The sequence below is a fragment of the Amycolatopsis nigrescens CSC17Ta-90 genome, assembly GCF_000384315.1.
In the GTDB taxonomy this organism is placed as follows: domain Bacteria; phylum Actinomycetota; class Actinomycetes; order Mycobacteriales; family Pseudonocardiaceae; genus Amycolatopsis; species Amycolatopsis nigrescens.
Window position 1 is genome coordinate 8,133,040 of the sequence record NZ_ARVW01000001.1, and the last position, 22,781, is coordinate 8,155,820.

The 22,781-nt window shown below is 70.2% G+C and carries 26 protein-coding genes; 11 read left to right on the forward strand and 15 right to left on the reverse strand.

The features are described 5' to 3' along the window. Positions 1–12: 12 nt before the first annotated feature. From AMYNI_RS0138460 to AMYNI_RS0138470, 3 genes are all read right to left on the reverse strand, one after another. Positions 13–420: a VOC family protein gene (locus tag AMYNI_RS0138460; protein ID WP_020673453.1), complete on the reverse strand. Its 408-nt coding sequence runs from the start codon at positions 418–420 to the stop codon at positions 13–15. Positions 421–430: 10 nt separating this feature from the next. Then, positions 431–874, reverse strand: a complete 444-nt coding sequence (locus tag AMYNI_RS0138465; protein WP_020673454.1) for a helix-turn-helix transcriptional regulator — start codon at positions 872–874, stop codon at positions 431–433. A 131-nt stretch (positions 875–1,005) separates the two neighbouring features. Next, positions 1,006–1,389, reverse strand: a complete 384-nt coding sequence (locus AMYNI_RS0138470; protein WP_026361452.1) for a hypothetical protein — start codon at positions 1,387–1,389, stop codon at positions 1,006–1,008. A gap of 66 nt (positions 1,390–1,455) precedes the next feature. Here AMYNI_RS0138470 and AMYNI_RS0138475 point away from each other — a divergent pair, with 66 nt between their 5' ends. Continuing rightward, positions 1,456–2,238 carry a glycerophosphodiester phosphodiesterase family protein gene (locus AMYNI_RS0138475; protein WP_020673456.1) on the forward strand — a complete coding sequence of 261 codons (783 nt, stop codon included), beginning with the start codon at positions 1,456–1,458 and terminating at the stop codon, positions 2,236–2,238. Positions 2,239–2,242: 4 nt separating this feature from the next. On the opposite strand, the gene AMYNI_RS0138480 is transcribed toward AMYNI_RS0138475, so the two are convergent. Continuing rightward, positions 2,243–2,944 carry a transglycosylase family protein gene (locus AMYNI_RS0138480; RefSeq protein WP_020673457.1) on the reverse strand — a complete coding sequence of 234 codons (702 nt, stop codon included), beginning with the start codon at positions 2,942–2,944 and terminating at the stop codon, positions 2,243–2,245. Between the two features lie 252 nt (positions 2,945–3,196). Here AMYNI_RS0138480 and AMYNI_RS0138485 point away from each other — a divergent pair, with 252 nt between their 5' ends. Beyond that, positions 3,197–3,955: a thymidine kinase gene (locus tag AMYNI_RS0138485; RefSeq protein WP_020673458.1), complete on the forward strand. Its 759-nt coding sequence runs from the start codon at positions 3,197–3,199 to the stop codon at positions 3,953–3,955. 225 nt (positions 3,956–4,180) lie between these two features. Then, the gene (locus AMYNI_RS0138490) at positions 4,181–4,525 is read left to right on the forward strand and encodes an RNA polymerase-binding protein RbpA (RefSeq protein ID WP_026361453.1); all 345 of its coding nucleotides are present in this window, start codon (positions 4,181–4,183) and stop codon (positions 4,523–4,525) included. A gap of 86 nt (positions 4,526–4,611) precedes the next feature. On the opposite strand, the gene AMYNI_RS0138495 is transcribed toward AMYNI_RS0138490, so the two are convergent. The 5 genes from AMYNI_RS0138495 to AMYNI_RS0138515 form a co-directional block, all read right to left on the reverse strand. Next, complete coding sequence (locus tag AMYNI_RS0138495) at positions 4,612–5,829, reverse strand: RNA polymerase sigma factor (protein WP_020673460.1); 1,218 nt, start codon at positions 5,827–5,829, stop codon at positions 4,612–4,614. Continuing rightward, positions 5,826–6,179 (reverse strand): YciI family protein, encoded by a 354-nt coding sequence (locus AMYNI_RS0138500; protein ID WP_026361454.1) that lies wholly within the window; start codon positions 6,177–6,179, stop codon positions 5,826–5,828. The genes AMYNI_RS0138495 and AMYNI_RS0138500 overlap by 4 nt, the downstream gene beginning before the upstream one ends. A 106-nt stretch (positions 6,180–6,285) precedes the next feature. Next, positions 6,286–7,050 (reverse strand): polyprenol monophosphomannose synthase, encoded by a 765-nt coding sequence (locus AMYNI_RS0138505; RefSeq protein ID WP_020673462.1) that lies wholly within the window; start codon positions 7,048–7,050, stop codon positions 6,286–6,288. A gap of 24 nt (positions 7,051–7,074) precedes the next feature. After that, positions 7,075–8,676 (reverse strand): apolipoprotein N-acyltransferase, encoded by a 1,602-nt coding sequence (gene lnt, locus AMYNI_RS0138510; protein ID WP_020673463.1) that lies wholly within the window; start codon positions 8,674–8,676, stop codon positions 7,075–7,077. 10 nt (positions 8,677–8,686) lie between these two features. Next, positions 8,687–10,300, reverse strand: coding sequence for an amidohydrolase (locus AMYNI_RS0138515; protein ID WP_020673464.1), 1,614 nt, complete (start codon positions 10,298–10,300; stop codon positions 8,687–8,689). 141 nt (positions 10,301–10,441) lie between these two features. Between AMYNI_RS0138515 and AMYNI_RS0138525 the strand changes: the two genes are divergently transcribed. The 5 genes from AMYNI_RS0138525 to AMYNI_RS0138545 all read left to right on the forward strand — a co-directional run bounded on the left by AMYNI_RS0138525 (position 10,442) and on the right by AMYNI_RS0138545 (position 17,001). Continuing rightward, positions 10,442–11,839: a KamA family radical SAM protein gene (locus AMYNI_RS0138525; RefSeq protein ID WP_020673465.1), complete on the forward strand. Its 1,398-nt coding sequence runs from the start codon at positions 10,442–10,444 to the stop codon at positions 11,837–11,839. Positions 11,840–11,925: 86 nt separating this feature from the next. After that, the gene (locus AMYNI_RS0138530) at positions 11,926–14,523 is read left to right on the forward strand and encodes a permease (protein WP_040406230.1); all 2,598 of its coding nucleotides are present in this window, start codon (positions 11,926–11,928) and stop codon (positions 14,521–14,523) included. Then, entirely contained in the window at positions 14,516–15,211 is a 696-nt protein-coding gene (locus AMYNI_RS0138535) for an ABC transporter ATP-binding protein (RefSeq protein WP_026361456.1), read from the forward strand. Before AMYNI_RS0138530 ends, AMYNI_RS0138535 begins: the two co-directional genes overlap by 8 nt. Continuing rightward, complete coding sequence (locus AMYNI_RS0138540) at positions 15,211–15,909, forward strand: ABC transporter ATP-binding protein (RefSeq protein WP_020673468.1); 699 nt, start codon at positions 15,211–15,213, stop codon at positions 15,907–15,909. The genes AMYNI_RS0138535 and AMYNI_RS0138540 overlap by 1 nt, the downstream gene beginning before the upstream one ends. Positions 15,910–15,921: 12 nt before the next feature. Further along, complete coding sequence (locus AMYNI_RS0138545) at positions 15,922–17,001, forward strand: GDSL-type esterase/lipase family protein (RefSeq protein ID WP_020673469.1); 1,080 nt, start codon at positions 15,922–15,924, stop codon at positions 16,999–17,001. On the opposite strand, the gene AMYNI_RS0138550 is transcribed toward AMYNI_RS0138545, so the two are convergent. After that, positions 16,998–17,480 carry a PPOX class F420-dependent oxidoreductase gene (locus tag AMYNI_RS0138550; RefSeq protein WP_020673470.1) on the reverse strand — a complete coding sequence of 161 codons (483 nt, stop codon included), beginning with the start codon at positions 17,478–17,480 and terminating at the stop codon, positions 16,998–17,000. The genes AMYNI_RS0138545 and AMYNI_RS0138550 overlap by 4 nt on opposite strands. A 78-nt stretch (positions 17,481–17,558) precedes the next feature. Between AMYNI_RS0138550 and AMYNI_RS0138555 the strand changes: the two genes are divergently transcribed. Next, complete coding sequence (locus tag AMYNI_RS0138555; protein WP_020673471.1) at positions 17,559–17,954, forward strand: winged helix-turn-helix transcriptional regulator; 396 nt, start codon at positions 17,559–17,561, stop codon at positions 17,952–17,954. A 10-nt stretch (positions 17,955–17,964) separates the two neighbouring features. Here AMYNI_RS0138555 and AMYNI_RS0138560 read toward each other — a convergent pair whose 3' ends face one another. Genes AMYNI_RS0138560 through AMYNI_RS0138575 form a run of 4 tightly spaced genes read right to left on the reverse strand, consistent with a single transcriptional unit; the run spans position 17,965 to position 20,129 of the window. After that, positions 17,965–18,264, reverse strand: a complete 300-nt coding sequence (locus AMYNI_RS0138560) for a hypothetical protein (RefSeq protein WP_020673472.1) — start codon at positions 18,262–18,264, stop codon at positions 17,965–17,967. Continuing rightward, positions 18,251–18,490: a hypothetical protein gene (locus AMYNI_RS0138565; RefSeq protein ID WP_026361457.1), complete on the reverse strand. Its 240-nt coding sequence runs from the start codon at positions 18,488–18,490 to the stop codon at positions 18,251–18,253. Before AMYNI_RS0138565 ends, AMYNI_RS0138560 begins: the two co-directional genes overlap by 14 nt. 38 nt (positions 18,491–18,528) lie before the next feature. Beyond that, on the reverse strand, positions 18,529–18,987 hold the full coding sequence (locus AMYNI_RS0138570; protein ID WP_020673474.1) for an Lrp/AsnC family transcriptional regulator: 459 nt from the start codon (positions 18,985–18,987) through the stop codon (positions 18,529–18,531). Continuing rightward, the gene (locus AMYNI_RS0138575; protein ID WP_020673475.1) at positions 18,984–20,129 is read right to left on the reverse strand and encodes a M24 family metallopeptidase; all 1,146 of its coding nucleotides are present in this window, start codon (positions 20,127–20,129) and stop codon (positions 18,984–18,986) included. The genes AMYNI_RS0138570 and AMYNI_RS0138575 overlap by 4 nt, the downstream gene beginning before the upstream one ends. 84 nt (positions 20,130–20,213) lie before the next feature. On the opposite strand from AMYNI_RS0138575, the gene AMYNI_RS0138580 reads away from it, so the two are divergent. Beyond that, positions 20,214–21,152: a 5'-3' exonuclease gene (locus AMYNI_RS0138580; RefSeq protein ID WP_020673476.1), complete on the forward strand. Its 939-nt coding sequence runs from the start codon at positions 20,214–20,216 to the stop codon at positions 21,150–21,152. 162 nt (positions 21,153–21,314) lie between these two features. After that, a complete protein-coding gene (locus tag AMYNI_RS0138585) occupies positions 21,315–22,274 on the forward strand; it encodes a glycoside hydrolase family 16 protein (RefSeq protein WP_051116630.1) in 960 nt (319 codons plus the stop codon). A gap of 49 nt (positions 22,275–22,323) precedes the next feature. Here the strand turns inward: AMYNI_RS0138585 and AMYNI_RS0138590 are convergent, their stop codons facing one another. After that, positions 22,324–22,776, reverse strand: a complete 453-nt coding sequence (locus tag AMYNI_RS0138590) for a nitroreductase family deazaflavin-dependent oxidoreductase (protein WP_020673478.1) — start codon at positions 22,774–22,776, stop codon at positions 22,324–22,326. Between the last annotated feature and the right edge of the window lie 5 nt (positions 22,777–22,781).

Sequence of the window (22,781 nt, forward strand, 5' to 3'; positions counted from 1 at the left end):
CGTCGGCAGGGGTCAGTACGCCCCGAGGCGGATCAGGTTTCCGGCGGGATCGCGGAAGGCGCAGTCGCGAATGCCGTACGGCTGATCGGTCGGTTCCTGGACGACCTCGGCGCCGCTGGCCTGCAGTCGGTCGAAGGTGGCGTCGACGTCCTTGGTGGCCAGGTTGATGCTGCTGAAGGTGCCCTTGGCCATCATCTCGGTGACGACCTTGCGTTCGTCGTCGTTGAGCCCGGGGGTCGCTTCCGGCGGGTACAGCACGATGGACGTGTCGGGCTGGTCCTTGGGGCCGACCGTGATCCAGTGCATCCCGTTGTAGCCGACGTCGTTGCGGACCTCGAAGCCGAGGGTGTCGCGGTAGAACGCGATCGCGGCGTCCGGGTCGTCCTGCGGGAGGTAGCTCGCGTGAATGTTGATGTCCATGGCGACGACATTATGTCCGGCTCGCGGCCCGCGCTTCTCGATTCCTGATCGGTCTGGTCACCTGTTTCGCGACGCACGGCGGCATCCCCTCGGTCGCCTGCGCCTCCTGCTGCCGGTAGGTGCTGGGCGGCATTCCGACCAGCTCGGTGAACCGGGTGCTGAAGGTGCCCAGTGACGAACAGCCGACCGCGAAGCAGACCTCGGTGACGCTCAGATCGCCACGGCGCAGCAGCGCCATCGCGCGCTCGATGCGCCGCGTCATCAGATAGGCGTAGGGCGACTCACCGTAGGCACGCCGGAACTCGCGGCTGAGGTGCCCGGCCGACATGTGCGCGCTGCGGGCAAGCGCCTCGACGTCCAGCGGCTGCGCGTACTCCCGGTCGATCCGGTCGCGAACGCGGCGCAGCCGAGCGAGGTCGCTCAGCTGCTGCGCCGGGTCGGGTCTGCTGGTCACATGCGAGATCGTGCCACATCAGACGGTGGGTGGAGCAGGATGGCCGGGGACTCTCCCCCGGTTGAGGATTCCCCGAACACGGCAGTAATTCGTCACCGTGACGTTTCGGGGTGACCTTGCCTGTCACTGGTTCAGCGGAGCCGCTCGAGTTCTCTCGCCGTCGCGGCCACTTCGCCGGCGAGCTTGCGCAGCTCTTCCACTTCCGCGCCGTCGTCGGCCGCGGTGACCACGTCCTCCGCCGCACAGCGCAGCTGGAACAGCCGATCCTGCAGCGCGGCGATCTCAGTGTTGGACAACACAACGGAATCTTCGGGCAGCCCGCTGCGTTGTACCGCGGTTCGCCGTTCGTACGCGCGCTGCCGGCAGGACTGCCCGCAATAGCGTCGCCGTCGCCCCACATTCCCGCTCTCCGGCAGGCGTCGGCCACACCAGCCGCAGTGCGTGGGCGCGATGTCGGTGCGCAGGGCGACCAATTCGTCACGTGACACTTTGGTCTGCTGGGCCGCTTCGCTCACGGACACGACCCTAACCGGCTACCGGAGGATCATGCCGGGGCCACGCCGGGAAGGCACACTGGTGAGGTGCTGACCAGCCATCCTTACCTCGACGACCCGCTCCCCCGCGCTTTCGCCCACCGCGGGTGGCATCTGGACGAGCTCGACGGGATGGAGAACTCGCTGTCCGCCTTCCGTCGCGCGAGCGCGGAGGGTTACCGCTATCTGGAGACCGACGTGCACGCCACGTCGGACGGGGTCGTGGTGGTGCATCACGACGCACTGCTCGATCGGACCACCGACGGCAGTGGCCCGATCGCCCGGCGTCCGTGGGCGCAGGTGCGCCGGGCCAAGGTCGGTGGGGTCGAACCGCTCTGCCGGCTCGAAGATCTGTTGGAGGAAGTGCCGGAGGGTCGGTTCAACGTGGACGTGAAGTCCGACGCCGCGGTGGTGCCGTTCCTGCGGGTGCTGGAGCGCACCAAGTCCTACCAGCGGGTCGCCGCGGCCGCCTTCTCGGACAGCAGGCTGGCCCGCCTCCGCCGGCTGGCCGGGCCGAAGCTGCTCACGTCGCTCGGCCCGCGCTCAGCCGCGGTGCTCTGGGCCAACGGCTGGATGCCCTGGTTGCGGCTGGGCTTCCTCAGCCGTGGCGCGATGGCCCAGGTGCCGGTGAAGCAAGGTCTGCTGACCGTGGTGGACTCCTCGTTCCTGCGCTCGGCCGCGCGGGCCGGGATCGAGGTGCACACCTGGACCATCAACGAGGCCGCCGAGATGCGCAGGTTGCTCGACCTCGGGGTGCGCGGCATCGTCACGGACCGGCCGGACCTGTTGCGGGACGTGCTCATCGAACGCAGCGCCTGGCACGTCGGCTGACGCCTCAGCGCGGCGGCTTGCCCTCCCAAGCCGCGGTCCAGGTCTTCGGTCCGAGCCTGCCGGAGTCGTTGATGCCGTTCGCCCGTTGCAGGTCGAGTACCGCCTGCTTGGTCTTCTCGTAGTAGCAGCCGGTGCCGCTGAAGCCGTAGCCGAACGCGTTCATTCGCAGCTGGAAGGCCTTGAGCGCGGGAGCGCAGTCGCCGTAGGCGTAGACCACACCGGGCCACGCTGGCTTCGCGCCCGGCGGCGGGACCGGGGCCGGCTTCGGGGGCGGCGTGGGTGCGGGGGTGCCTCCGCCGCCGATGTAGGCCGCCTCCTGGTAGGTCGGCTTGCGCTTGCTGCGTGCGTCGCTGTCGTCGGTCAGCCGCAGCTTGCCGGCGCACTCCCACGGCTGCCAGCCCCGCATCCGGTACAGGTAGAGCGCGCGGTAGTCCTGCTCGTGCGGGCTCGCCTGGTCCGGCCTGCCGGCGCCGCCGACGCTCTGCCAGGTCGCCAGGTTGAACTGGTAGGCGCCGTAGTAGCCGTTGCCGGTGTTGATGTTGTACCGGCCGCTCGACTCGCACATCCGCAGCTTCGCCCATGCGCTGGACGGCGGGTCTGCGGCCGCCGTTCCGCTCAGCACGATCTGCACTCCCATGGCAGCGATACCGATGAGCAAAACTCTGACGAATGCCCTGGTGGTGGCGCCGAGCCGGTCCTTCCGCATGAGTGCACAGTAAATAACCGCCCCATTAACCACAAGAGTCACAGCGCAAACTCCAGCATCACATGAAACAACTCTCGCGTTGGTTTACGACACGCCCGAGGTCGGTGACTAATTTTTGTGGCGTGGCTCAATTCGGGCATTTAAGAGAAAGTTTTGCTTACCCTCCCCTATCCGGGTGAGCGGTCGCGCGGGCCGGCCATTTGCGGAACCGGCCCAATGTTGTAGGCGGCATGCCAGATAGGGTCGTCTGTCGTGACCTTGCTCGGCGACAGCCAACTCGACCCGACCGACGCCCTTTCTTCGGTCCCCGCGGCCGGTTCGAGACGTGGCACTCCGGTCGTCGGCAAGCTCAAGTTCTGCTACGGCCCGATGGACTGCGGGAAGTCGACGCTGGCGTTGCAGATCGACCACAACCACGCCCGTCAGGGCAGGCAGGGCCTGCTGCTGGTCCGGCACGACCGGTCCGGCACCGCGCAGATCAGCAGCCGGATCGGCATCACCAGGCAGGCCATCGAGGTCGGCCATGACACCGACCTGCGGCTGCTGGTCCGGAACCGGTGGGCCAGTGGGCGGCACGTGGACTACCTGATCGTGGACGAGGCGCAGTTCCTCCTGCCGTGGCAGGTGGACCAACTGGCCGAACTGGCCGACGACGTCCAGATCGACGTCTACTGCTTCGGGATCGCCACGGACTTCCGCAGCCGGCTGTTCCCCGGCGCGCAGCGGCTGTTCGAGCTCGCGGACGAGCTGCAGCCGGTGCAGGTCGAGGTGTTGTGCTGGTGCGGCCTGCCCGGCCGGTTCAACGCCAGGGTGCTTGACGGCGAGGTGTTACGGGCCGGTGACACGGTCGTGGTGGCGGACACCGAACCGGGTACCGTTGAAAGTTCAGCTTCATTACCTAAGGAGGCCGAGACGACTACTATGCGTTACCAAGTATTGTGTCGCCGACACTTCCGGCTTGGAGATCTGGGTCCGTCTACGCCCAGACACGGTCAGTTACGGCTGACCTGAACCGGACACCCGATCGCCCACCTGGGGGATATCCCCAGAAAGAACCCCATAACCGCGTCACGTCGAGGCGTAGATCGTCTCCTATTGGTGGAAGCTGTCAACGACGGTGACGCAGCTCATCGTGAGCGACGACATGCTGGTCCGGGAATCCCTGATCCCCGGCTGTCGTTGCATAGGGTGAGCATCGCCCAGGCTCTACCCGGAGCCGACTGAAAGGACTCCATCATGGCCGACCGTGTTCTCCGTGGAAGCCGGTTGGGAGCGGTCAGCTACGAGACCGACCGCAATCACGACCTCGCACCGCGCCGCACGGTGCGGTACGCGTGTCCCAAGGACCACGAGTTCGAGGTCCCCTTCTCCGACGACGCCGAGATCCCTTCGGTGTGGGAGTGCCGTCTGCACGGCAGCGAATCCGAGATCGTCGACGGCGGGCAGCCCGAGCAGAAGAAGGTCAAGCCCCCGAGGACGCATTGGGACATGCTGCTGGAGCGGCGCTCCATTCCGGAGCTCGAGGATCTGCTGAACGAACGTCTCGCCGAGCTCAAGGGTCGACGGACCCGCTCGGCCTAGGTAGCCCGCGCTCCCACCACTGAGAAAGGCCCCGTGTCCTCCCCCCACGGGGCCTTTCTCATGCCCTTTTCACCGATCGCGAATGCTCAACTGAGCGCCTGGCGGTGCTGCCGCAGCAGATCGCGTTCGGCCGCGTTTTCGGTGCGGTTCAACGCCGCCTGATAAGCCTGTGCGGCCTCTTCGGTTCGACCGAGGCGCCGGAGCAGGTCCGCGCGGATCGCGTGGAACAGGTGGTAGTTCTCCAGGCCAAGTTCGTCGACGAGGGCGAGCGCGGTCTCGGGCCCCTCGACCTCGGCCACCGCGACCGCCCGGTTGAGGGCCACCACCGGGCTCGCCGTGAAGGCCTGGAGGTGGTCGTACAGCCGGCGGATCTGCGCCCAGTCGGTGGCGGCCGCGTCCGGTGCGTCGCTGTGCACGGCGTTGATCGCCGCCTGGATCTGGTAAGGGCCGGGCTGATCGCGGCGGAGACATCGCCGGACGAGGGCCTGGCCTTCGGTGATGAGCTCGCGATCCCACCGGTTCCGGTCCTGGTCGGCCAGCAGCACCAGCGCGCCGTCCGGGGTGGTGCGGGCCGGACGGCGCGACTCGATCAGCAGCATGAGCGCGAGCAGGCCGATGACCTCGGGCTCGTCGGGCATCAGCTCGGCGAGCAGCCGGCCGAGGCGGATCGCTTCCGCGCACAGGTCTTCGCGGACGAGCCGGTCGCCCGAGCTGGCCGTGTAGCCCTCGTTGAAGATCAGGTAGAGCACGGCCAGCACGGCCCGGAGCCGGTCCGGGAGGTCGGCGTCGCCGGGGATCCGGTAGGGAATCCCGGCGTCGCGGATCTTGGCCTTGGCGCGCACCAGGCGCTGGGCCATGGTCGGCTCCGGCACCAGGAAAGCCCGTGCGATCTCGGTGGTGGCGAGCCCGCCGAGCAGCCGCAGCGTGAGCGCCACCCGGACGCCGGTACCGAGCGCCGGGTGGCAGCAGGTGAAGATGAGCCGCAGCCGGTCGTCGCGCACGGCACCCTCCTCGGCTGGTTCTTCGCGGGCGTGCAGCAGGGCCGCTTGCGCGTGCCGGTCTTCGCGGGAGGCTTCCCGGCGGAGCCGGTCGAGCGCCCGGTTGCGGGCGGTGGTGATGATCCAGCCCGCTGGACTGGGCGGCAGGCCCGCGTCGGGCCACCGTGCCATGGCCGTGGTGAAGGCCTCCTGGACCGCTTCCTCGGCGACATCAAGGTCACCGAAGACGCGGGCCAGGACGGCCACCGCGCGCCCGTACTCCTGACGGAACACGCGCGCTATCTCCGGCGTGCCGGAGGAGGTCAAGCGCAGCTTCCATCCTGCAGCGGCCGCACCTCGATCGGCAGGGTGATCGCCTTCGCCACCTTGCGGCCCCATTCGAGCGCGGCGTCGAGATCGGGTGCCGCGATGACGGTGAACCCGCCGATGTGCTCCTTGCCTTCGACGTACGGGCCGTCGGTGACGAGCACGTCATCGTCCTTGGCGCGCAGCACGGTGGCCGTGCTCGGCGGATGCAGTCCGCCGGCGAACACCCACGCGCCCGCCGCCCGAAGCTCGTCGTTCACCGCTTCGAGGTCCCGCATGATCGGGTCCAGGATCTCGGGCGGGGGCGCTTCGCCATCCGGCTGGTAGATGCTGAGCAAGTACTGCTTCATCGGAATCTCCTCCTTGGCGTCTCCACCGGCGTCGTGCCGGGTTCTCATCCCCCACACGAACGGCCCGCGGCCGGATCGACAGCCAGAGCCGGATCCGCCAGGAAAATCAGCGGCCGAGCAGACCGCGCAGCTGTTCCCAGCGGCGGCGCAGGCCCCAGTGGCCGACCCGGATCACCGCTTCCCGCACGATCGAGCCGCTCATCTTGGACTCGCCGATCTCGCGCTCGGTGAAGGTGATGGGCACCTCGACCACGCTGAACCCGGCGTCCACCGTGCGCCAGGTGAGGTCGATCTGGAAGCAGTAGCCGTGCGAGGCCACCTCGTCCAAGGCCAGCTTCTCCAGCACTTCACGGCGATACGCGCGGAAACCCGCGGTGATGTCGTTGACCCGCACGCCGAGGGCGATCCTGGAGTACAGGTTGCCGCCCCTGGACAGGATCTCCCGGCGCTTCGGCCAGTTGACCACGCTGCCGCCCGGCACGTAGCGGGAGCCGACGACCAGGTCGGCGTCGCCCAGCGCGTCCAGCAGCCGGGGCAGGTCCTCCGGGGCATGTGAGCCGTCCGCGTCCATTTCGACCAGCGTCGCGTAGCCCTTGGCGAGCGCCCAGCGGAAGCCGGCGATGTAGGCGGCACCGAGGCCCGCCTTCTCGGTCCGGTGCATGACGTGCACGCGCTCGTCCGCCGCGGCCAGCTCGTCCGCCAGCTCGCCGGTGCCGTCCGGGCTGCCGTCGTCGACGACCAGCGCGTGCACCTCCGGCAACGTCTCGTGCAGTCTGCGCAGGATCGGCCCCAGGTTTTCGCGCTCGTTGTAGGTCGGGATCACCACCAGCACCGGCTCGATCGGCTGTGCCCCCCGCGGCGCCTGCGCCATTCCCTGTCTCCTCCGTGTCCCTTTTCAACCGCCTGCGCGGTTCTCCCCCACTGCCATTTCCTGCTCGGCGCGGCGCCGGATCCGTGCCCTCGACACGAGTCCGGCCAGCACCGCTGCCAGTGCCGCACCGTCCAAGCCGTACTCGGTCCACGCACCGAGTTGATCCGACAGCGTAGTCGTCGTGCGCAGCGGCACTTGCCCGACCAGCGACGCAGCGGTGAACAGGCTGGTCGAGGCCGTCACCGAGCCGTCCGGCTGGACGATCGCGCTGACCCCGCTGGTGGCCGAGACGACCACCGCGCGGCTGTGCTCGACCGCGCGCAGCCTGGCCATCGAGAGCTGCTGGTAGCTCATCTCGCTGCGGCCGTACCAGGCGTTGTTGGTTGGTGCGGTGAGCAGTTCGGCGCCACCGAGCACCGCGTCCCGCGCGGGGTAGTCGTAGGCGGCTTCGTAGCAGATCATCGCGCCGACCTTGGTCCCCGCGACGTTCAACGCGATCGGGTCGCCGGTGCCTTGTACGCGTTCGTCGATGTTGCGGACGAACGGGGTCACCAGCTCCGCCAGCTCGCGGCTGGGCACGTACTCGCCGAAGGGCACCAGCTGCTGTTTGGTGTAGCGCTGCCCCTGGCCGGTCTTCGGGTCCCAGGCGACCAGCGCGTTCTCCGCCCGGCCGTCGGGCAGTTCGTAGACCGCGCCGATCAGCGCCGACACGCCGAACTCGGCGACCAGCCGGTCGATCGCGGGATCGTCGCCGTCCACGTCGGTGGCCGTCTCCGGCCAGACGACCAGGTCCGGTTTCGCCACCTTGCCCGCCCGGATGTCGCCGATCAGCCGCTGGCTCTCGGCCAGGTGGGTGCGTCGCAGGTCGGCGCCCTCGACGAACATGCTGAGCCCGCTGTCCGGTGAGTTGCCCTGGACTGCGGCCACGGTGCGACTGCCGTCCTGAGCGCCGGTGCCGATGGACGGCCACAGCGCGAGCCCGGCCAGCAGCGGGACCAGCGCGGCCGCGGCGGGAGTGAGCAGCGCGCGCCGGTCGTGCTCGCGGGCCCGCAGGATCAGCGCAGCGAGCCCGAACCCGCTCAGTGCGACGGCGAAACCGACGAGCGGGGCGCCGCCGATCGAGGCGAGTGACAGGTACGCGCCGTCCGGCTGGCTGAAGCCGACCCGTCCCCACGGGAAGCCGCCCAGCGGGAACCAGGCGCGCGGGGTTTCGGCCGCGATCACCAGCAGCGCCATCCAGATCGGCGCGGCCGGCAGCCGGGCCACCCAGGTGATCAGGCCGCCCGCCAGCGCGTGGTAGAGCGCGAGGGTGGCGGAGAGGCCGAGCCAGGGCCACGGTCCGAAGCCGGCGCCGAGGAAGTCCCGCAGCCAGGTCAGCAGCGGCAGGAAGAACGCGAGGCCGAAAGCGAACCCGTAGCCGAAGCCACCCCAGAACCGGCGGCGGTACAACGCGAGGCCGAGCCCGGCGAACGCGAACGGCGCCAGCCACCACAGCGGACGCGGCGCGAAGCTCAGGAAGAGCACGAAGCCGGAGATCGCGGCGAGCAGCAGCCTCAGTAGCCAGGGGCGCCAGGCGCGGGATTGTCCTGCCGCCGCCGATTCCGGCTCGGCAGCCGTCGTGGTCACGCGGCCTACCTTAGGCGGACGGTGTGAACTGGTCGTAGATCACCTGTCCGGCCCGGACGGTGCGCAGGCAGCGCGGCAGTTCGGTGCCGGGGTCCAGCGGCGGCAGCGAGGGCACGCCGGAGCGCGGATCGGTGGACCAGCGCTGCACGCGGGAGTCCGATCGGGGCAGCACCAGCTCGTCGGCCGCCCAGATCGCGTAGTGCGCCGGAGCGCCGGGGACCAGGCTGCCGGTGATCCCGTCCGCGATACCGGCAGCGCGATGGCCGCCCCTGGTGTGCGCGTTGAAGGCCGCTCGTGCGGACAGTCCCGAGCCGGGGGTGCGATGCCCCACGGCGGCGCGGACACCGGCCCACGGGTCCAGTGGAGTGACCGGGCTGTCCGAGCCGAAGGCGAGCAGCACCCCGGCCGCGGCCAGTGCGGCGAACGGGTTGAGCCCAGCCGCGCGATCGGCGCTGAGGCGTTCGGCGTACATTCCGTGCTCGCCACCCCATGCCGCGTCGAACTGGGGTTGCACCGAGGCTGTGACCGCCCAGTTCGCCAGTGCCGCCGCCTGGCCCGCGTCCACCATCTCGAGGTGCTCCAGCCGGTGCCCCCGGCCGGCGAGCGCGCGCTGGCCGACCGTCTTCTCGGCGAGCTTGAAGCCCTGGACCACCTCGTCGGCCGCGGCGTCGCCGATGACGTGGAAGCCCGCCTGCAGGCCGGCTTCGGTGCAGGCGATGAGGTGCTCAGCGATGGCGTCGGCGTCCAGGTAGCGGCTGCCGCTGGTGTCGGGCCGGTCCGCGTAGGGCGTGCGCAGCGCCGCGGTGTGGGAGCCGAGCGCGCCGTCGACGAACAGGTCACCGGCCAGGCCGCGCAGGCCGAGCCGGTGCGCGGTGTCGATCGCTCCCAGCTCACCCCAGTAGCCGATCACCTCGGGATTGCCCAGTTCGGCGGCCAGCGCGAGCAGCTCGGCCAGGTCCTGCTCACCGGAGATGTCCGGTCCGGCGCACTCGTGCAGGCTGACGATGCCGCGCTCGGCGGCGGTGCGCAGGAAGGCTCGCTGGGCGCGTCGGCGCTGTTCCGCGGTGACGGCCTGGCGGACCGCGGTGCGCACCTGGTGGTGGGCGCCCCGGGTCAACGGCCCGTCGGCGGACCAGCCGGGCTCATCGCGGGCGGCCGGGGCGAGTTCGACCAGCGCGCTGGAGACCAGTGCCGAGTGCACGTCGACCCGGCTCAGGTAGACCGCCGCTCCCCCGGCGGCTTCGTCCAGCTCGGCCCTGCTGGGCAGCCGCGGGCTGGACCAGTTCGTCTCGTCCCAACCGTGCGCGATGAGCACCTCGCCGGGCCGGGCGGCGGCGCGGACCTCGGCCAGCAGCTCGCCCGCGTCGCCGGTACGGGTGAGGTCGAGGCCGGTCAGGTGCAACCCGGTGGCGGTGGCGTGCACGTGGGCGTCCACGAACCCCGGCGCGACGAAGGCACCGTCCAGTTCGACGACCTCGGCGTCCCCGTGCAGCGCGCGGCCGGGGCCGTCCTGGCCGACCCAGACCACGGTGCCGTCGGTGACCGCCATCGCGGTCGCGTCGGTCGAGGCCGGGGTGTGGATGCGGCCGCCCAGCAGGAGCGTGGTGGTGGGTCGTTCCTTCACGGCGTCGAGTCTGCCTTGGCCTCCGGCGGGCTCGACGGGCGGGCGCGCAGTGTGTCAGGAAAGCACTGCGACGACAAGATTTACGCCGTAGCATCGATATGACAGGATATTTTAACGCCTTCCTGACGACGAGGAGCACAGATGACTGCGACCCAGGACGCTGTTTCCCCTGCCGCCACTACCGCCGACGCCTTCGAACAGCCCTACGTCTACACCCGGACCGAGCTGGTGGAACCCGACTGGCGCCGTTATCCCGGCTGGTCGGAGGTGACCGAGGCGGAGTGGCGTGATGCGCAGTGGCAGCGGGTGCACTGTGTGCGGAACGTCAAGCAGTTGCGGGCGTTGATGGGGGATTTGCTGGAGGAGCGGTTCTACGAGGATCTGGTGGCGGATCAGCGTGAGATGGCGACGATGTCGATGTTGTTGCCGCCGCAGATGGTGAACACGATGGCGCCGGATGCGGGGTCGGATCCGCAGAAGGTGACCGAGGCGTTCTACGCCGATCCCATCCGCCGGTACATGCTTCCGGTGCGCAGCGACCGCGACCCGGTGTGGCCGAGTCATCCGCATTCCGAGCGGGATTCGCTGCACGAGGCCGAGATGTGGGTCGCCGAAGGGCTGACTCACCGGTATCCGACCAAGGTGCTGGCCGAGCTGCTGTCCACCTGCCCCCAGTACTGCGGGCACTGCACCCGGATGGACCTCGTCGGCAACTCCACCGACCAGATCGACAAGCACAAGCTGACCCTCAAGCCGGTGGACCGCCAGGACGCGATGATCGACTACCTCAAGCGCACCCCCGGGGTACGCGACGTAGTCGTCTCCGGTGGCGACGTCGCGAACGTGCCGTGGCACCAGCTCGAATCGTTCCTGATGCGGCTGATGGACATCGAAACCGTGCGCGACGTCCGGCTGGCCACCAAGGCACTCGCCGGGCTACCTCAGCACTGGCTGCAACCCAAGATCGTCGAAGGTCTGGAACGGGTCGCCGTCACCGCACAGCGGCGCGGGGTGAACCTGGCCATCCACACCCACGTCAACCACGCCCAGTCCGTCACCCCGCTCGTGGCCGAGGCCGCCCGCACCGCGCTCGACGTCGGTGTCCGTGACGTCCGCAACCAAGGCGTGCTCATGCGCGGCGTCAACGCCACCCCCGCACAACTACTCGACCTCTGCTTCGCACTCCAAGGCGAAGCAGGCATCCTGCCCTACTACTTCTACATGTGCGACATGATCCCCAACGCCGAACACTGGCGCGTCGCCGTCCACGAAGCCCAAGAACTCCAACACGCCATCATGGGCTACCTCCCCGGCTACGCCACCCCCCGCATCGTCTGCGACGTCCCCTACGTCGGCAAACGCTGGGTCCACCAACTCACCGACTACAACCGCGAAAAAGGCATCTCCTACTGGACCAAAAACTACCGAACCGGTATCGAGCACAACGATCCCGAGGCGCTGCTGCGCCAGTACCCGTACTACGACCCGATCCAGACCCTGCCCGAAGCCGGGCAGAAGTGGTGGGCCGAGCGGCGTTAGCCACCGCGGCCCCTCCCGGGGCGGCACGGGAACGAATGTGAAAAGGCAGTCACGTTCGCCTCGGCCAGGCGGTAGCGTGCGCTGCCATGCGACAACTGCCGTGGCGGGCAGCTCCGAGGGCCGCGTTGTCCAGCCCGCTGACCATGGTGGTCGCGGCGATCACCGCGCTGCTGTCGTGTTTCCTGGCGACCGCGGCGGTGCTGCACTCCTCCGCCGCCGGCGGGGCCGCGCTGGACCACCAGGCGGACACCGTCTGCCCGGACAGCTACGGGCCGGTGTTCAGCCGGTCGCAGCTACCGGCCGAGCTGGCACCGGCGCTGAGCTCCACGGTGCAGCGGCACGCGGCCCAGCACGGGTTCGGCCAGGCCGTGCTGGGCCTCTACTCGCGGGTGATGTACGGCAGCCAGTTCGACGGCACCGACATCTTCCGGATCCGGCTCGCCTACCGCGGTGACCCCGGGCTCGACCATCTCGAACTGGTGCGCGGCGCACGGCAGCCGGGTGTCTGGATGGGCAACGACCTCGCGTCCATCAAGCGGTTCGAGGTCGGTTCGCAGGGCAGCGTGAACGGCGCGCCGCTGCCGGTGACCGGTGTCTACCGGGACCTCTACGACCCGCCGGCGCGGTGGTGGTGCTCGCAGCAGGACATGGCGGTGCAGAACCGGCTGATCGACACCGAGACCGGGTCGGTGCTCTTCGCCACCGACCGGGAGACCTTCGACCGTGCGGTGAACACCATCGAAGTGCCGCCGGGGCAGTCCGGCAGGCCGGCGCTGGACCGGCTCAGCATCACCTTCTACGAACCGCCGCCGGGCTCGCTGGCCGAAGCCAAGGACCGCGCGCAGCGGTCCGCTGCGCTGATCGCCGACGTACAGGCCGACCTCGCCGCGCAGGGCCTGCCCGACTCGGTCACCGGCGCCATCCCGTTCCAGCGCTCGGTGGAGATCGCCCAGCAGGCGCAGGGCAATGTGCTGTTCTCCATCCTGCCGCTGGCCGCGATCAGCGTGCTGGTCGGCTGCGCCGGGATCGGCACCGTGGCACTGCAGTGGTACCAGCGCCGGTACGCCCAGGTCCGGCTGCTTTCCGCGCGCGGCACCGGGCCGGCCGGGCTTGGCTGGCTGGCCGTGCTCGAACTCGGCCTGCCGGTACTGCTCGGCGGAGTGGCCGGGATGGCGCTGGCCAGGATGCTGCTGGGCGTCTACGGCCCCGGCGGAGTCGTGGACGACGGCGCACCACTGCTCGGGACCATGGCCGGCGGCGGCGTGCTGCTGCTTTCCTTGGTACTGCTCGGTTCCGTGGTCGCGGTGCGGGCGCATCGGGAGTTCCAGCTCGGCCGGGGACGGCGACGGCGCAAGGGTTGGCGGCTGGTCGGCGCCTTCCCCTGGGAGCTGGTCACCGCCGGGATCGCGGCGTTCGGCTGGAGCAGGCTGGCCACCGGCGGCGGCTCGGCCCGGCTGGGCAGCCCGTTGCCCCAGGTCGATCCGGTCGCGCTGACCTACCCGGTTTTCGTGGTGCTGACCGCCGGGCTGCTCACCGCCCGGCTGGTGTGGCTGCTGCTGCACGCGTCGCATCGCGTCCAGTTCTGGTCGCGGCCGCCGTTGCAACTGGCCATCCGGCGGCTGGCCGGTTCGCGGGCCCCGGTCACCGGGGTGCTGGTGATCGGCGTGCTGGCCATCGGCACGCTCGCCGCCGGCAGCGGCATCGCCGGTGGGCAACGCGCCGCGCTGGACGGCAAGTCCGGCATCTTCGTCGGCGCGAACACCAGGGTGGACACCGAGAACAGCCTGGGCACCGGCACGATCGGCATGCCGGCCGAAATCCGCGACAGCAGCACCGTGGTCGGCGAGCTGACCGGCACCGGCAGCGTGGTGCTGGTGGTGGACCCCGCGACCTTCACCGACGTCGCCTGGCTCGGCGACCTGCCACGCGAACGGGCCGCCGAACTCGTGCACCGGCTCGACACTCCGGTCCCTGGCGCCATTCCGGCGCTGCGGATCGGCCACACCGCTGCGCAGAGCCCCGCGTTGCCCAGGCTGCCGGACGCGTCCCCGGTGGCGGACCTGCCGCTGTTCCCGATGATCGGCACCAAACCCGGTTACGTCATCTCCCGCAACGCGCTGACCCCCGAGCAGCTGACCGCGGTGCCGAGGTGGAGCGTGCTGTCCGGCTCGTCGGTGGAGCAGGTGGCCGACGCGCTGGGCAAGGCGGGACTGGTGCAGCCCAACAAGGTCAGCAAAGCCTCGGCGTTGGACGCGCTGCCGTTCTTCGTGGTCGAGTGGACGTTCTCCTTCGTGATCGTGCTCGGTGCGGTACTCGGTGTGGTGGCGGTGCTCGCGCTGCTGGTCGCGGTCGAGGTCCGCCGGCGGCAGAACGCGCTGGCCGGCGCGCTGGTGCTGCGGATGGGCATGCGACCGCGGGCCCTGCTCGGCAGCCACCTGATCGAACTCGGCGCGCTGGCCGGGCTCGCGGTGCTCGCCGGGGTCGGCTGCGGGGTGGTGACGGCCGGTATCTCGGTGCCCCGGTTCGACCCGGCGACCTGGCTCGCGCCGCGTTCGGACCTGCCGAACCCGGCCGTGTTCGTGCTCTCGGTGGTGCTCACCGGGATCGTGGTGGTCGGGCTGGCCGGTTGGCTCGCGGTGCGCTCGGTGCGCACCGCCCGGACCGCGGAGTTGTTGCGTGGCTAGCGTTTTCCAGTTGCGAGGGGTCGGCGTGGACTACGAGACGCCGGCCGGTTCGGTGACCGCGGTGCACGACATCACGCTCGACGTGCCCGCCGGCGGGATGACCGTGCTGGCCGGTCCGTCCGGTTCCGGGAAGTCCACCCTGCTGCGCGTGCTCGCCCTGTTCGAGCAGCCGGCCAGGGGCGAGATCCGGTTCGGCGGCCGGGACACCGGCACGCTGCGGCACGCCGAACGCCGCGCGCTGCGCCGGGACCATCTCGGCCTGGTCTTCCAGAACCCGGTGGACAACCTGCTCGACTACCTGACCGTCGGCCAGAACCTGCGCGCGGCAGCGCAGTCCGCCCGCCGCGAGTGCCGGCCGGAGGAGATCCTGGACCAGCTCGGTCTCGGCGGTACCGGGGACTGGCGGATCTCGGCGTTGTCCGGCGGGCAGCAGCAACGGCTCGCGTTCGGCTGCGCGCTGGCCCGCGGTTCTTCGGTGATACTGGCCGACGAGCCGACCTCCCAGCTGGACGAGCGCTCCGCCGACCTGGTGCTGGACACCCTGCGCTTCCTGGTCGGCCAGGACTTCGCCGTGCTGGTGGCCTCGCACGACGATCGGCTGATCGACCTCGGCGCCAGGGTGGCCAGGCTGCGCAGCGGCAGGCTGGCAGGTATCGAGGACAACCCAGTGCACCGGGGAGTCTTCTGATGAGCGAGCCCGCGCTGCAGGCGACCGGGTTGCGCCGCCGGTTCGCGCACCCGAGCGGTGACGTGGAAGTGTTGCGCGGCTTGGAACTCAGCGTGCACAGCGGGGAGCTGGTCACCGTCTCCGGCCGGTCCGGCTCCGGCAAGAGCGCGTTGCTGGCGCTGCTCTGCGGCTTCGACTCGCCGGACGCCGGCACCGTGCGGCTCGACGGCGAACCGCTCGCGGCCATCCCGCCGTGGCACACCTGCGCGGTGCTCCCCCAGTCCCTCGGGCTCGCCAACGAGCTCACCGTGGCCGAGAACGTGGCGCTGCCATTGCGGTTGCGGGCGGACCGGCCGCGGCCGGCCGAAGCCGAGGTCCTGGCCAGAGTGAGCGAGCTGCTCGACGATCTCGGCGTGGCCGCGCTCGCGGATCGCTACCCGCTCGAAGTCTCCTTCGGCCAGCAGCAACGGGTGGCCCTGGCCAGGGCGGTCAGCGGGCGGCCAAGGGTGCTGCTGACCGACGAGCCGACCGCGCACCTCGACGCCGGCAGCCGCCCGGCTGTGCTGCGGTTGCTGCGCCGCTGCGCGGAGGAAGGCGCGGCCGTGATCATCGCGACACACGACGCTGACGTGCACCGGATCGCCGATCGCCGGGTCCGGCTGCTGGACGGGGTGCTCACCGCGCTGCTCGATCGACCGTCCGCCGCCGGAGATCCGTAGACTTCGGTACTGATGCGAAGGTATCGGTGGTGGCTCGGGGGGTTCGCCCTGCTGTTCGTCGTGGCCCTGGTGGGGGTCTTCGTCTTCTCCGGCCCGGACGTCAGCCCACCGCCCCGACGGACGGGTCCACCGGGCACCGGCCCGCTGACCATCGTCTCGATCGGCGACAGCACGCTCTCCGGCGAAGGTGCGGGCGACTACACGCCGGACACCAACGGTCTCAACGGAAATTGGTGCCATCGCTCGCCGAACGCGACGGTGTTCCGGACCGCCGTGCCCGGCATCGAGCAGAAGATCAACCTGGCCTGTTCCGGGGCACCGTCGGGGCAGGTGGCGCTCGGCGAAACCGCGCAGTGGACCGAACTTTCGCAGGCCGCGCGGCTGGGCGCGCTCACCCGTGATCACCGGGTCGCGGCCGTGGTGGTCGCCGTCGGCGCGAACGACGATCCGCACTTCTCCGGCCTGGTGGGCGGCTGCGTCCAGGCGTCCTTCTCCAGCAACGGCCCGCCGTGCAGCACGGCGATCGAAGCCGACTGGCAGGCCAAGGTGGACGCCATGGTGCCGAAGGTGGTCAGCGCGCTGGGCGACGTGAAGAAGGTGCTCGCGGACGCCGGCTACCAGCCCGGCGACTACCAACTGGTGCTGCAGTCCTACGCCGCGCCGATCGGCCCGGGCATACCGGAGAACCTGCGCAACCTGAGCGCCTGCCCGTTCCGCGTCGAGGACCTGCGCTGGGTTCGGGACTCCGCGGTACCGAAGCTCACCACGGGCCTGAGCGCCGCGGCGACCCAGGCCGGCGCCCGGTTCCTCGACCTGTCGAAGGCCGGCTACGGGCACGAGGCCTGCAGCGGCGGGGCGAACCCGGGCACCGAATGGTTCAGCAGGCTGCGGTTGCAGCTGAGCGACCTGGCCAAGGTGGACCGCGCCAGCCACGCACTGCAGGAGTCCTTTCACCCCAACGCCGCCGGGCACGTCCAGTTCGGCCGCTGCCTGACCGAGTTCCTCGGCACGGTGGACGTCGCTTCGGCCTGCCTTTCCGGCGCGGACGGAAACCTGCACCCCGCGGCCACCATGAGCGCCGGCCGCCGCTAGCCGGCGAGGTCGAGGGCCGTGCCGTACGTCCGCTCCACCCGCAGCCGGATCACCAGCCGCCGGTCCGCGACCATCTGCTCGAGAAAGGCGTTCTCCTCCGCCGGGTCGTCGAACGGCGGGCGCAGCTTCAGCAACTCGCGGCCGGCGGCGTCACCGGGCGTCGTGCTGATCTCGGACAGCTCCACCTCGCCCTCCGCCACCACGAACGACCAGAAGTCCCCGCCGGAGACGTGTAGGGCGGCACGCGGGTCCCGGCGCAGCTGACGGACCTTCGCCCGGTCTGCCGTGGTGGAGATCCGCAGCACGCGCTCCGCCGGGTCCCAGACATAGGCCATGGTGGTCAGGTGCGGACGGCCGTTGCGCTTGTTCGACGCCAGCACACCGAACTGGTGCGCGGCGAGGATCCCGTCGAGGTCGTCTCCCGAGAGGGCCTTCGGTCCGGGGCCGGAACCGGGCTTGGCGTTGCTTTTCGTTGTCACCGATGGTCTCCTAAGTGCACGACTTGTTACAGACGCCATTCTTGGTGACCCTTGGCTTGGACGGAAGAAGGCACTTTGATGTCCCAGAGGAACATCGGTGTACCCGCGAAGGCAGTCCAGGACGCCTGCCCGCTCACCGAAGTGATCGACCGGGTCAGCGGGAAGTGGAGCATCGGCATCCTGGTCGCCGCCGCACACGGCCCGATCCGGTTCACCGAGCTGGAGCGCGCCATCCCGACGATCAGCCGGCGCATGCTCACCCTCACCCTGCGCAACCTGGAGCGCGACGGCCTGCTCAACCGCAAGGTCTATCCGACCGTGCCGCCGAAGGTGGAGTACTCGCTCACCCCGATGGCCGAGGAACTGCACGAGTCGCTGGTCATGCTCACGTCCTGGGCCGAACGGCATCGCACCACGATCACCGAGGCGCGGGCCGTCTACGACAGCGAGCAGGAAGCCGCCGCGGCCGGCTAGCGAGACCGCGTCAGAGATCGAGGGCGGCGCGCAGTGCGATGTCCACGCGCTCCTGCACCTCGTGGTCGACCTCGGCGACCCGCTCGTTGAGCCACGAGCGGTAGAGCCTGGTCAGGTTCAAAGTGGACACCCAGTACCGGCTGTCCACCGCGACACCGAGAATGTCCTGCGGGTCGACGTCGAGCAGCTCGGTGCCCAGCAGCCACGGCCGTTCGGAGTCGTTCACCCCGTCCGAGGACAGCAGCAGTACGGTTCGTTCCCTGGCGGTCTGCGTCGGTGGCTGGTAAGTCCAGACTTCACCCCTGCGCACGCAGGTCCTCTTCCGCGGCCGCCAACTCCGCCTCGTCCGACTCCGCCAGTGCTTCGATTGACGCCCCGGCCTTCGCCGGGGCCGGGTGGTACCCGGTGCGCACCGCTTCCCGGCGAGCCGCCTTGGACAGCCACGAAGACACCGAGATTCCGTGTGCCTTGGCCGCCCGTTCGGCGTAGTCCAGTGCCGCCGTATCCAGCGAAAGTGTCACCTTACGCGTTGCCATACCTTTTATCGTACTACTCGCCGTGCCAGCGCACAGCACTAGAGCGTCGGCGACCGGCCCTCGAACGGCGTGGACAGCACCACGGTCGTCCGGGTGGACACCTTCGCGGCCTCCCTGATCCGCCGCAGCAGATCCTCCAGGCCGAGCGGCGACGCGACCCGGACCAGCAGGATGTACGACTCGTCCCCGGCCACCGAGTAGCAGGACTCGATCTCGGTGATGTGCTCCAGCCGGTGCGGGTAGTCGTCCGGCGCGCCGGGGTCGTTCGGCGTCAGCGAGATCAGGGCGGTCAGCGGCAGGCCGATCTGCTCGGTGTCCAGCCGCGCGGTGTAGCCGCGGATCACGCCGCGCTGCTCCAGCCGGCGGACCCGCTGGTGCACCGCGGACACCGAAAGGCCGACCCGCTCGGCGAGGTCGGTGAAGCTGCGCCTGCCGTCGGCCGCGAGCTCCCTGGCGATGGCCTGGTCGAGCGGTTCCAGTGGCGCGGCGGCGCTCACGGGGCCAGCACGATCAGCTCATGCGGCCGGTTGTTGAGCGGTTCCACACCGTCCGCGGTGACCACCACGATGTCCTCGATCCGCGCGCCCCACCGACCGGACTGGTAGATGCCGGGCTCCACGCTGAACGCCATGCCCTCCTCCAGCGGCAGCTCGTTGCCCGCGATGATGTAGGGCTCCTCGTGCACGTCCAGCCCGATGCCGTGCCCGGTGCGGTGGATGAAGTACTCGCCGAACCCCGCCTCGGTGATGATCTCGCGGGCGGCCGCGTCGATCCGCTCCGCGGTCGCGCCGGGCCGCACGGCCCGCACCGCGGCCGCCTGTGCGCGCTGCAGCACCGCGTAGGTCTCGGCCACGTCCTCGTCCCGTGGCTCGCCGACCGCGTAGGTGCGGGTGGAGTCGGAGTTGTAGCCAGCGGGCAGGGGGCCGCCGATGTCCACCACCACGACGTCACCGGCCTCGATCACCCGGTCCGACACGTCGTGGTGCGGGCTGGCGCCGTTCGGCCCGGAGCCGATGATCACGAAGTCGGCGTGCGTGTGGCCCTCTTCCTCGATCGCCGCGGTGACGTCCGCGCCGACCTCGGCCTCGGTGCGCCCGGCGCGGAGCCACTCGCCGATCCTGGCGTGCACCCGGTCGATCGCGGCACCGGCCTGGCGCAGCTCCTCGATCTCGGCGGCGTCCTTGCGCATCCGCAGCTCCCGCACGATCGGACCGGCGAGGGTCTGCTCGGCGGCACCGAGCGCGGTCCGCATCGCCAGCACGTGCAGGGCCGGGGTGAAGTCGCTGACCGCCACCCGGCCTGGCTTGCCGAGCCGGTCGGCGACCAAGCGGTACGGGTCGTCCCCGTCCACCCAGGTGAGCACGTCGATGCCGAGGTCGTCGGCGGGCACGTCCGCGTAGCCCGGCGCTTCGAGCTTGGGCACGACCAGCGCCGGTGGCCCGTCCCCGGCCGGCACCACCAGCGTGGTGAGCCGCTCGAAGGAGCCGCCGGCCTGCCCGATCAGATAGCGAAGGTCCGAGCCGGGTGCGATGAGCAGCGCGTCGGTGCCGGCGTCGGCCGCCGCCTTGCGGGCGCGGTCGAGGCGGGCACGAAGGCTGGCGGCGTCAGGTGCTGGGGTGTGCAGGGAACGGCGCGACATGTGCCCGAGCGTAGCCGGAGGGAGTCTCGGCTACACGCGCCGATCCTCGGCGCGTTTCCGGGCTCCGCATGGCAGGCTGTCCTGGTGACCACCGCACCGCTGGCCCTCCTTGACTCCGCGAGCCTCTACTTCCGCTCGTTCCACGCGCTGCCCGAGTCGATGACCGCGCCCGACGGCACCCCGGTGAACGCGGTGCGCGGGTTCGCCGACACGGTCGCCAGGATCCTCACCGATCGGCGGCCGTCGCGGCTGGTCGCCTGCCTGGATGCGGACTGGCGGCCGAAGTTCCGGGTGGACCTGCTGCCCAGCTACAAGGCGCACCGGGTGGCGGATGAGGAGTCCAACGGCGAAGAGGTGCCGGACACGCTCACCCCGCAGGTGCCGATCATCCTCGACCTGCTGGCTGCGGTCGGCCTCGCCACCGCCGAGGCGGACGGCTACGAGGCCGACGACGTGATCGGGGCGCTCGCCGTGCGGGAGCAGACCGACCCGGTGGAGGTGATCACCGGCGACCGCGACCTGTTCCAGCTGGTCCGCACCGAGCCGAGCCCGGCCTCGGTGATCTACGTGGGCAAGGGCTGGGCGAAGGCCGAGGTGCTCGGTCCGGCCGAGATCGCCGCGAAGTACGGGGTGCCGGTCGAGGGCGCGGGCTCCGCCTACGCGGACATGGCTGCCCTGCGCGGCGACCCGTCCGACGGGCTGCCCGGGGTGGCCGGGATCGGTGAGAAGACCGCCGCGAAGCTGATCACCCAGTTCGGTTCGCTGGACGGCCTGCTCACCGCCGCGCGTGCGGAGTCACCCTCGGTGCCGGTGAAGACCAGGGCCAGGCTGGCCGAGGCCGCGGACTACCTCGCGGTCGCGCCGACGGTCGTGCGGGTGGCGGTGGACGCCCCGGTGAAGATGTCCGGCGACGACCGGGTGCCGAGCGCTCCCGTTGACCCGGACCGGGTGGCCGAACTGGCCGAGCGGTGGAACCTGGGCCGTTCGGTGGAACGACTGCTCGCCGCGCTGCCCGCCAACTGACGCCCGGCAGGGCTTGATTCTGACGCTACGCCCGTTCGGCCGTTGACATCGGCTGTGGGGAAGTTTCCAATTACTAGGGCCGCTATTCGTTGTGGCGAACAACAAATTTCAGCCGCCACCCGGCGGGTGCTCGCACCCGGCCTCAACGAGGAGGTCCTTCCCGTGTCCCACCCTGCCCTTTTACCTGCCAGCGCACGCAAATCCCGGTTCCGGCGCAGGCTGCTCGGCAGCTTGGCCGGCGCCGTGCTCGTGCTCGTGCCACTGACCAGTCCGGCCGGCGCCGACGTCCCTCCCCCACCGTCAGGGTGGACGCAGGTCTTCGCGGACGACTTCGCCGGCGCCGCGAACTCCTTGCCCAGCCGTGACAACTGGCGGTTCAGCCTCGGCCACGGCTACCCGGGCGGCCCGGACAACTGGGGCACCGGCGAGATCGCCGCGCACACCGACGACCCGGCCAACGTCAGCGTGGACGGCGGCGGGAACCTGCGGATCACGCCGATCAAGAACGGCGACTCCTGGACCTCGGCCAGGATCGAAACGAACAAGCAGGACTTCAAGGCACCGGAGAACGGCGTGCTGCGCGTGGAGTCGCGACTCCAGATGCCGAACGTCACCGGCCAGGAGGCGCTCGGCTACTGGCCCGCGTTCTGGATGCTCGGCTCGCCCTACCGCGGCAACTGGTGGAACTGGCCGTCCATCGGCGAGTTCGACATCATGGAGAACGTCAACGGGATCAACTCAGTGTGGGGCGTGCTGCACTGCGGGGTCAACCCCGGCGGCCCGTGCAACGAGACCACCGGCCTCCCCGCGAACCGGGCCTGCCCCGGCGAGTCCTGCCAGTCCGCGTTCCACACCTACGGGTTTGAATGGGACCGCTCGGTCAGCCCGAACCAGTTCCGCTGGTACGTGGACGGCCAGCAGTTCCACCAGGTCAGCCAGAACCAGGTGGACGCGGAGACCTGGAACAACATGACCTCACACGCCGGCTACTTCATCATCCTGAACGTGGCCATCGGCGGGGCCTTCCCGAACAACCAGTCCGGGATGGCGACCCCGGTCGCCGCAACGGTTTCCGGCCGCCCGATGGTGGTCGACTACGTAGCCGCCTGGACCCGCCCGTAGGGGTCGTGAGTGGAAAGTGTTGTCGGAGCAACACTTTCCACTCACGACGTCAGTTCAGCGACTCGAAGCGGAACACCGGGCAGCGACCGGCCAGTGCCTCGAACTCCGCCGGGGTGCCCTCTTCGACCAGCCCGGCCTGCTTCATCATGTCCACACCGGACGGCACCTCGGCGGGAAAGACGTGCAGGATCGGGCGAGCCTCATCGGCACTCAGCTCGACCAGCCGCACCCGCTCCTTCTTGCGGTCGTAGGTCAGCGTTCCCTCGCCTGCCGCCCGGACGTTCCGGATCCAGTCCGCGTTGGGAAAGCCGCCGACCACATAGCGGCCGTCGTCCACTTCGAACACCGAGACCGGGGTGTTGCGCGGTTTCCCGCTCTTGCGCCCGACCACGGTGAGCACGTGCAGTTCCTTCATCGCCAGCCCGCTGCGCTGCAGGCCGAGCAGTACCTTGTTCATCGGCTTCAGCCAGCGCGGCGGTACGGGTTCCTGGGTTTGCGGCATGGAAT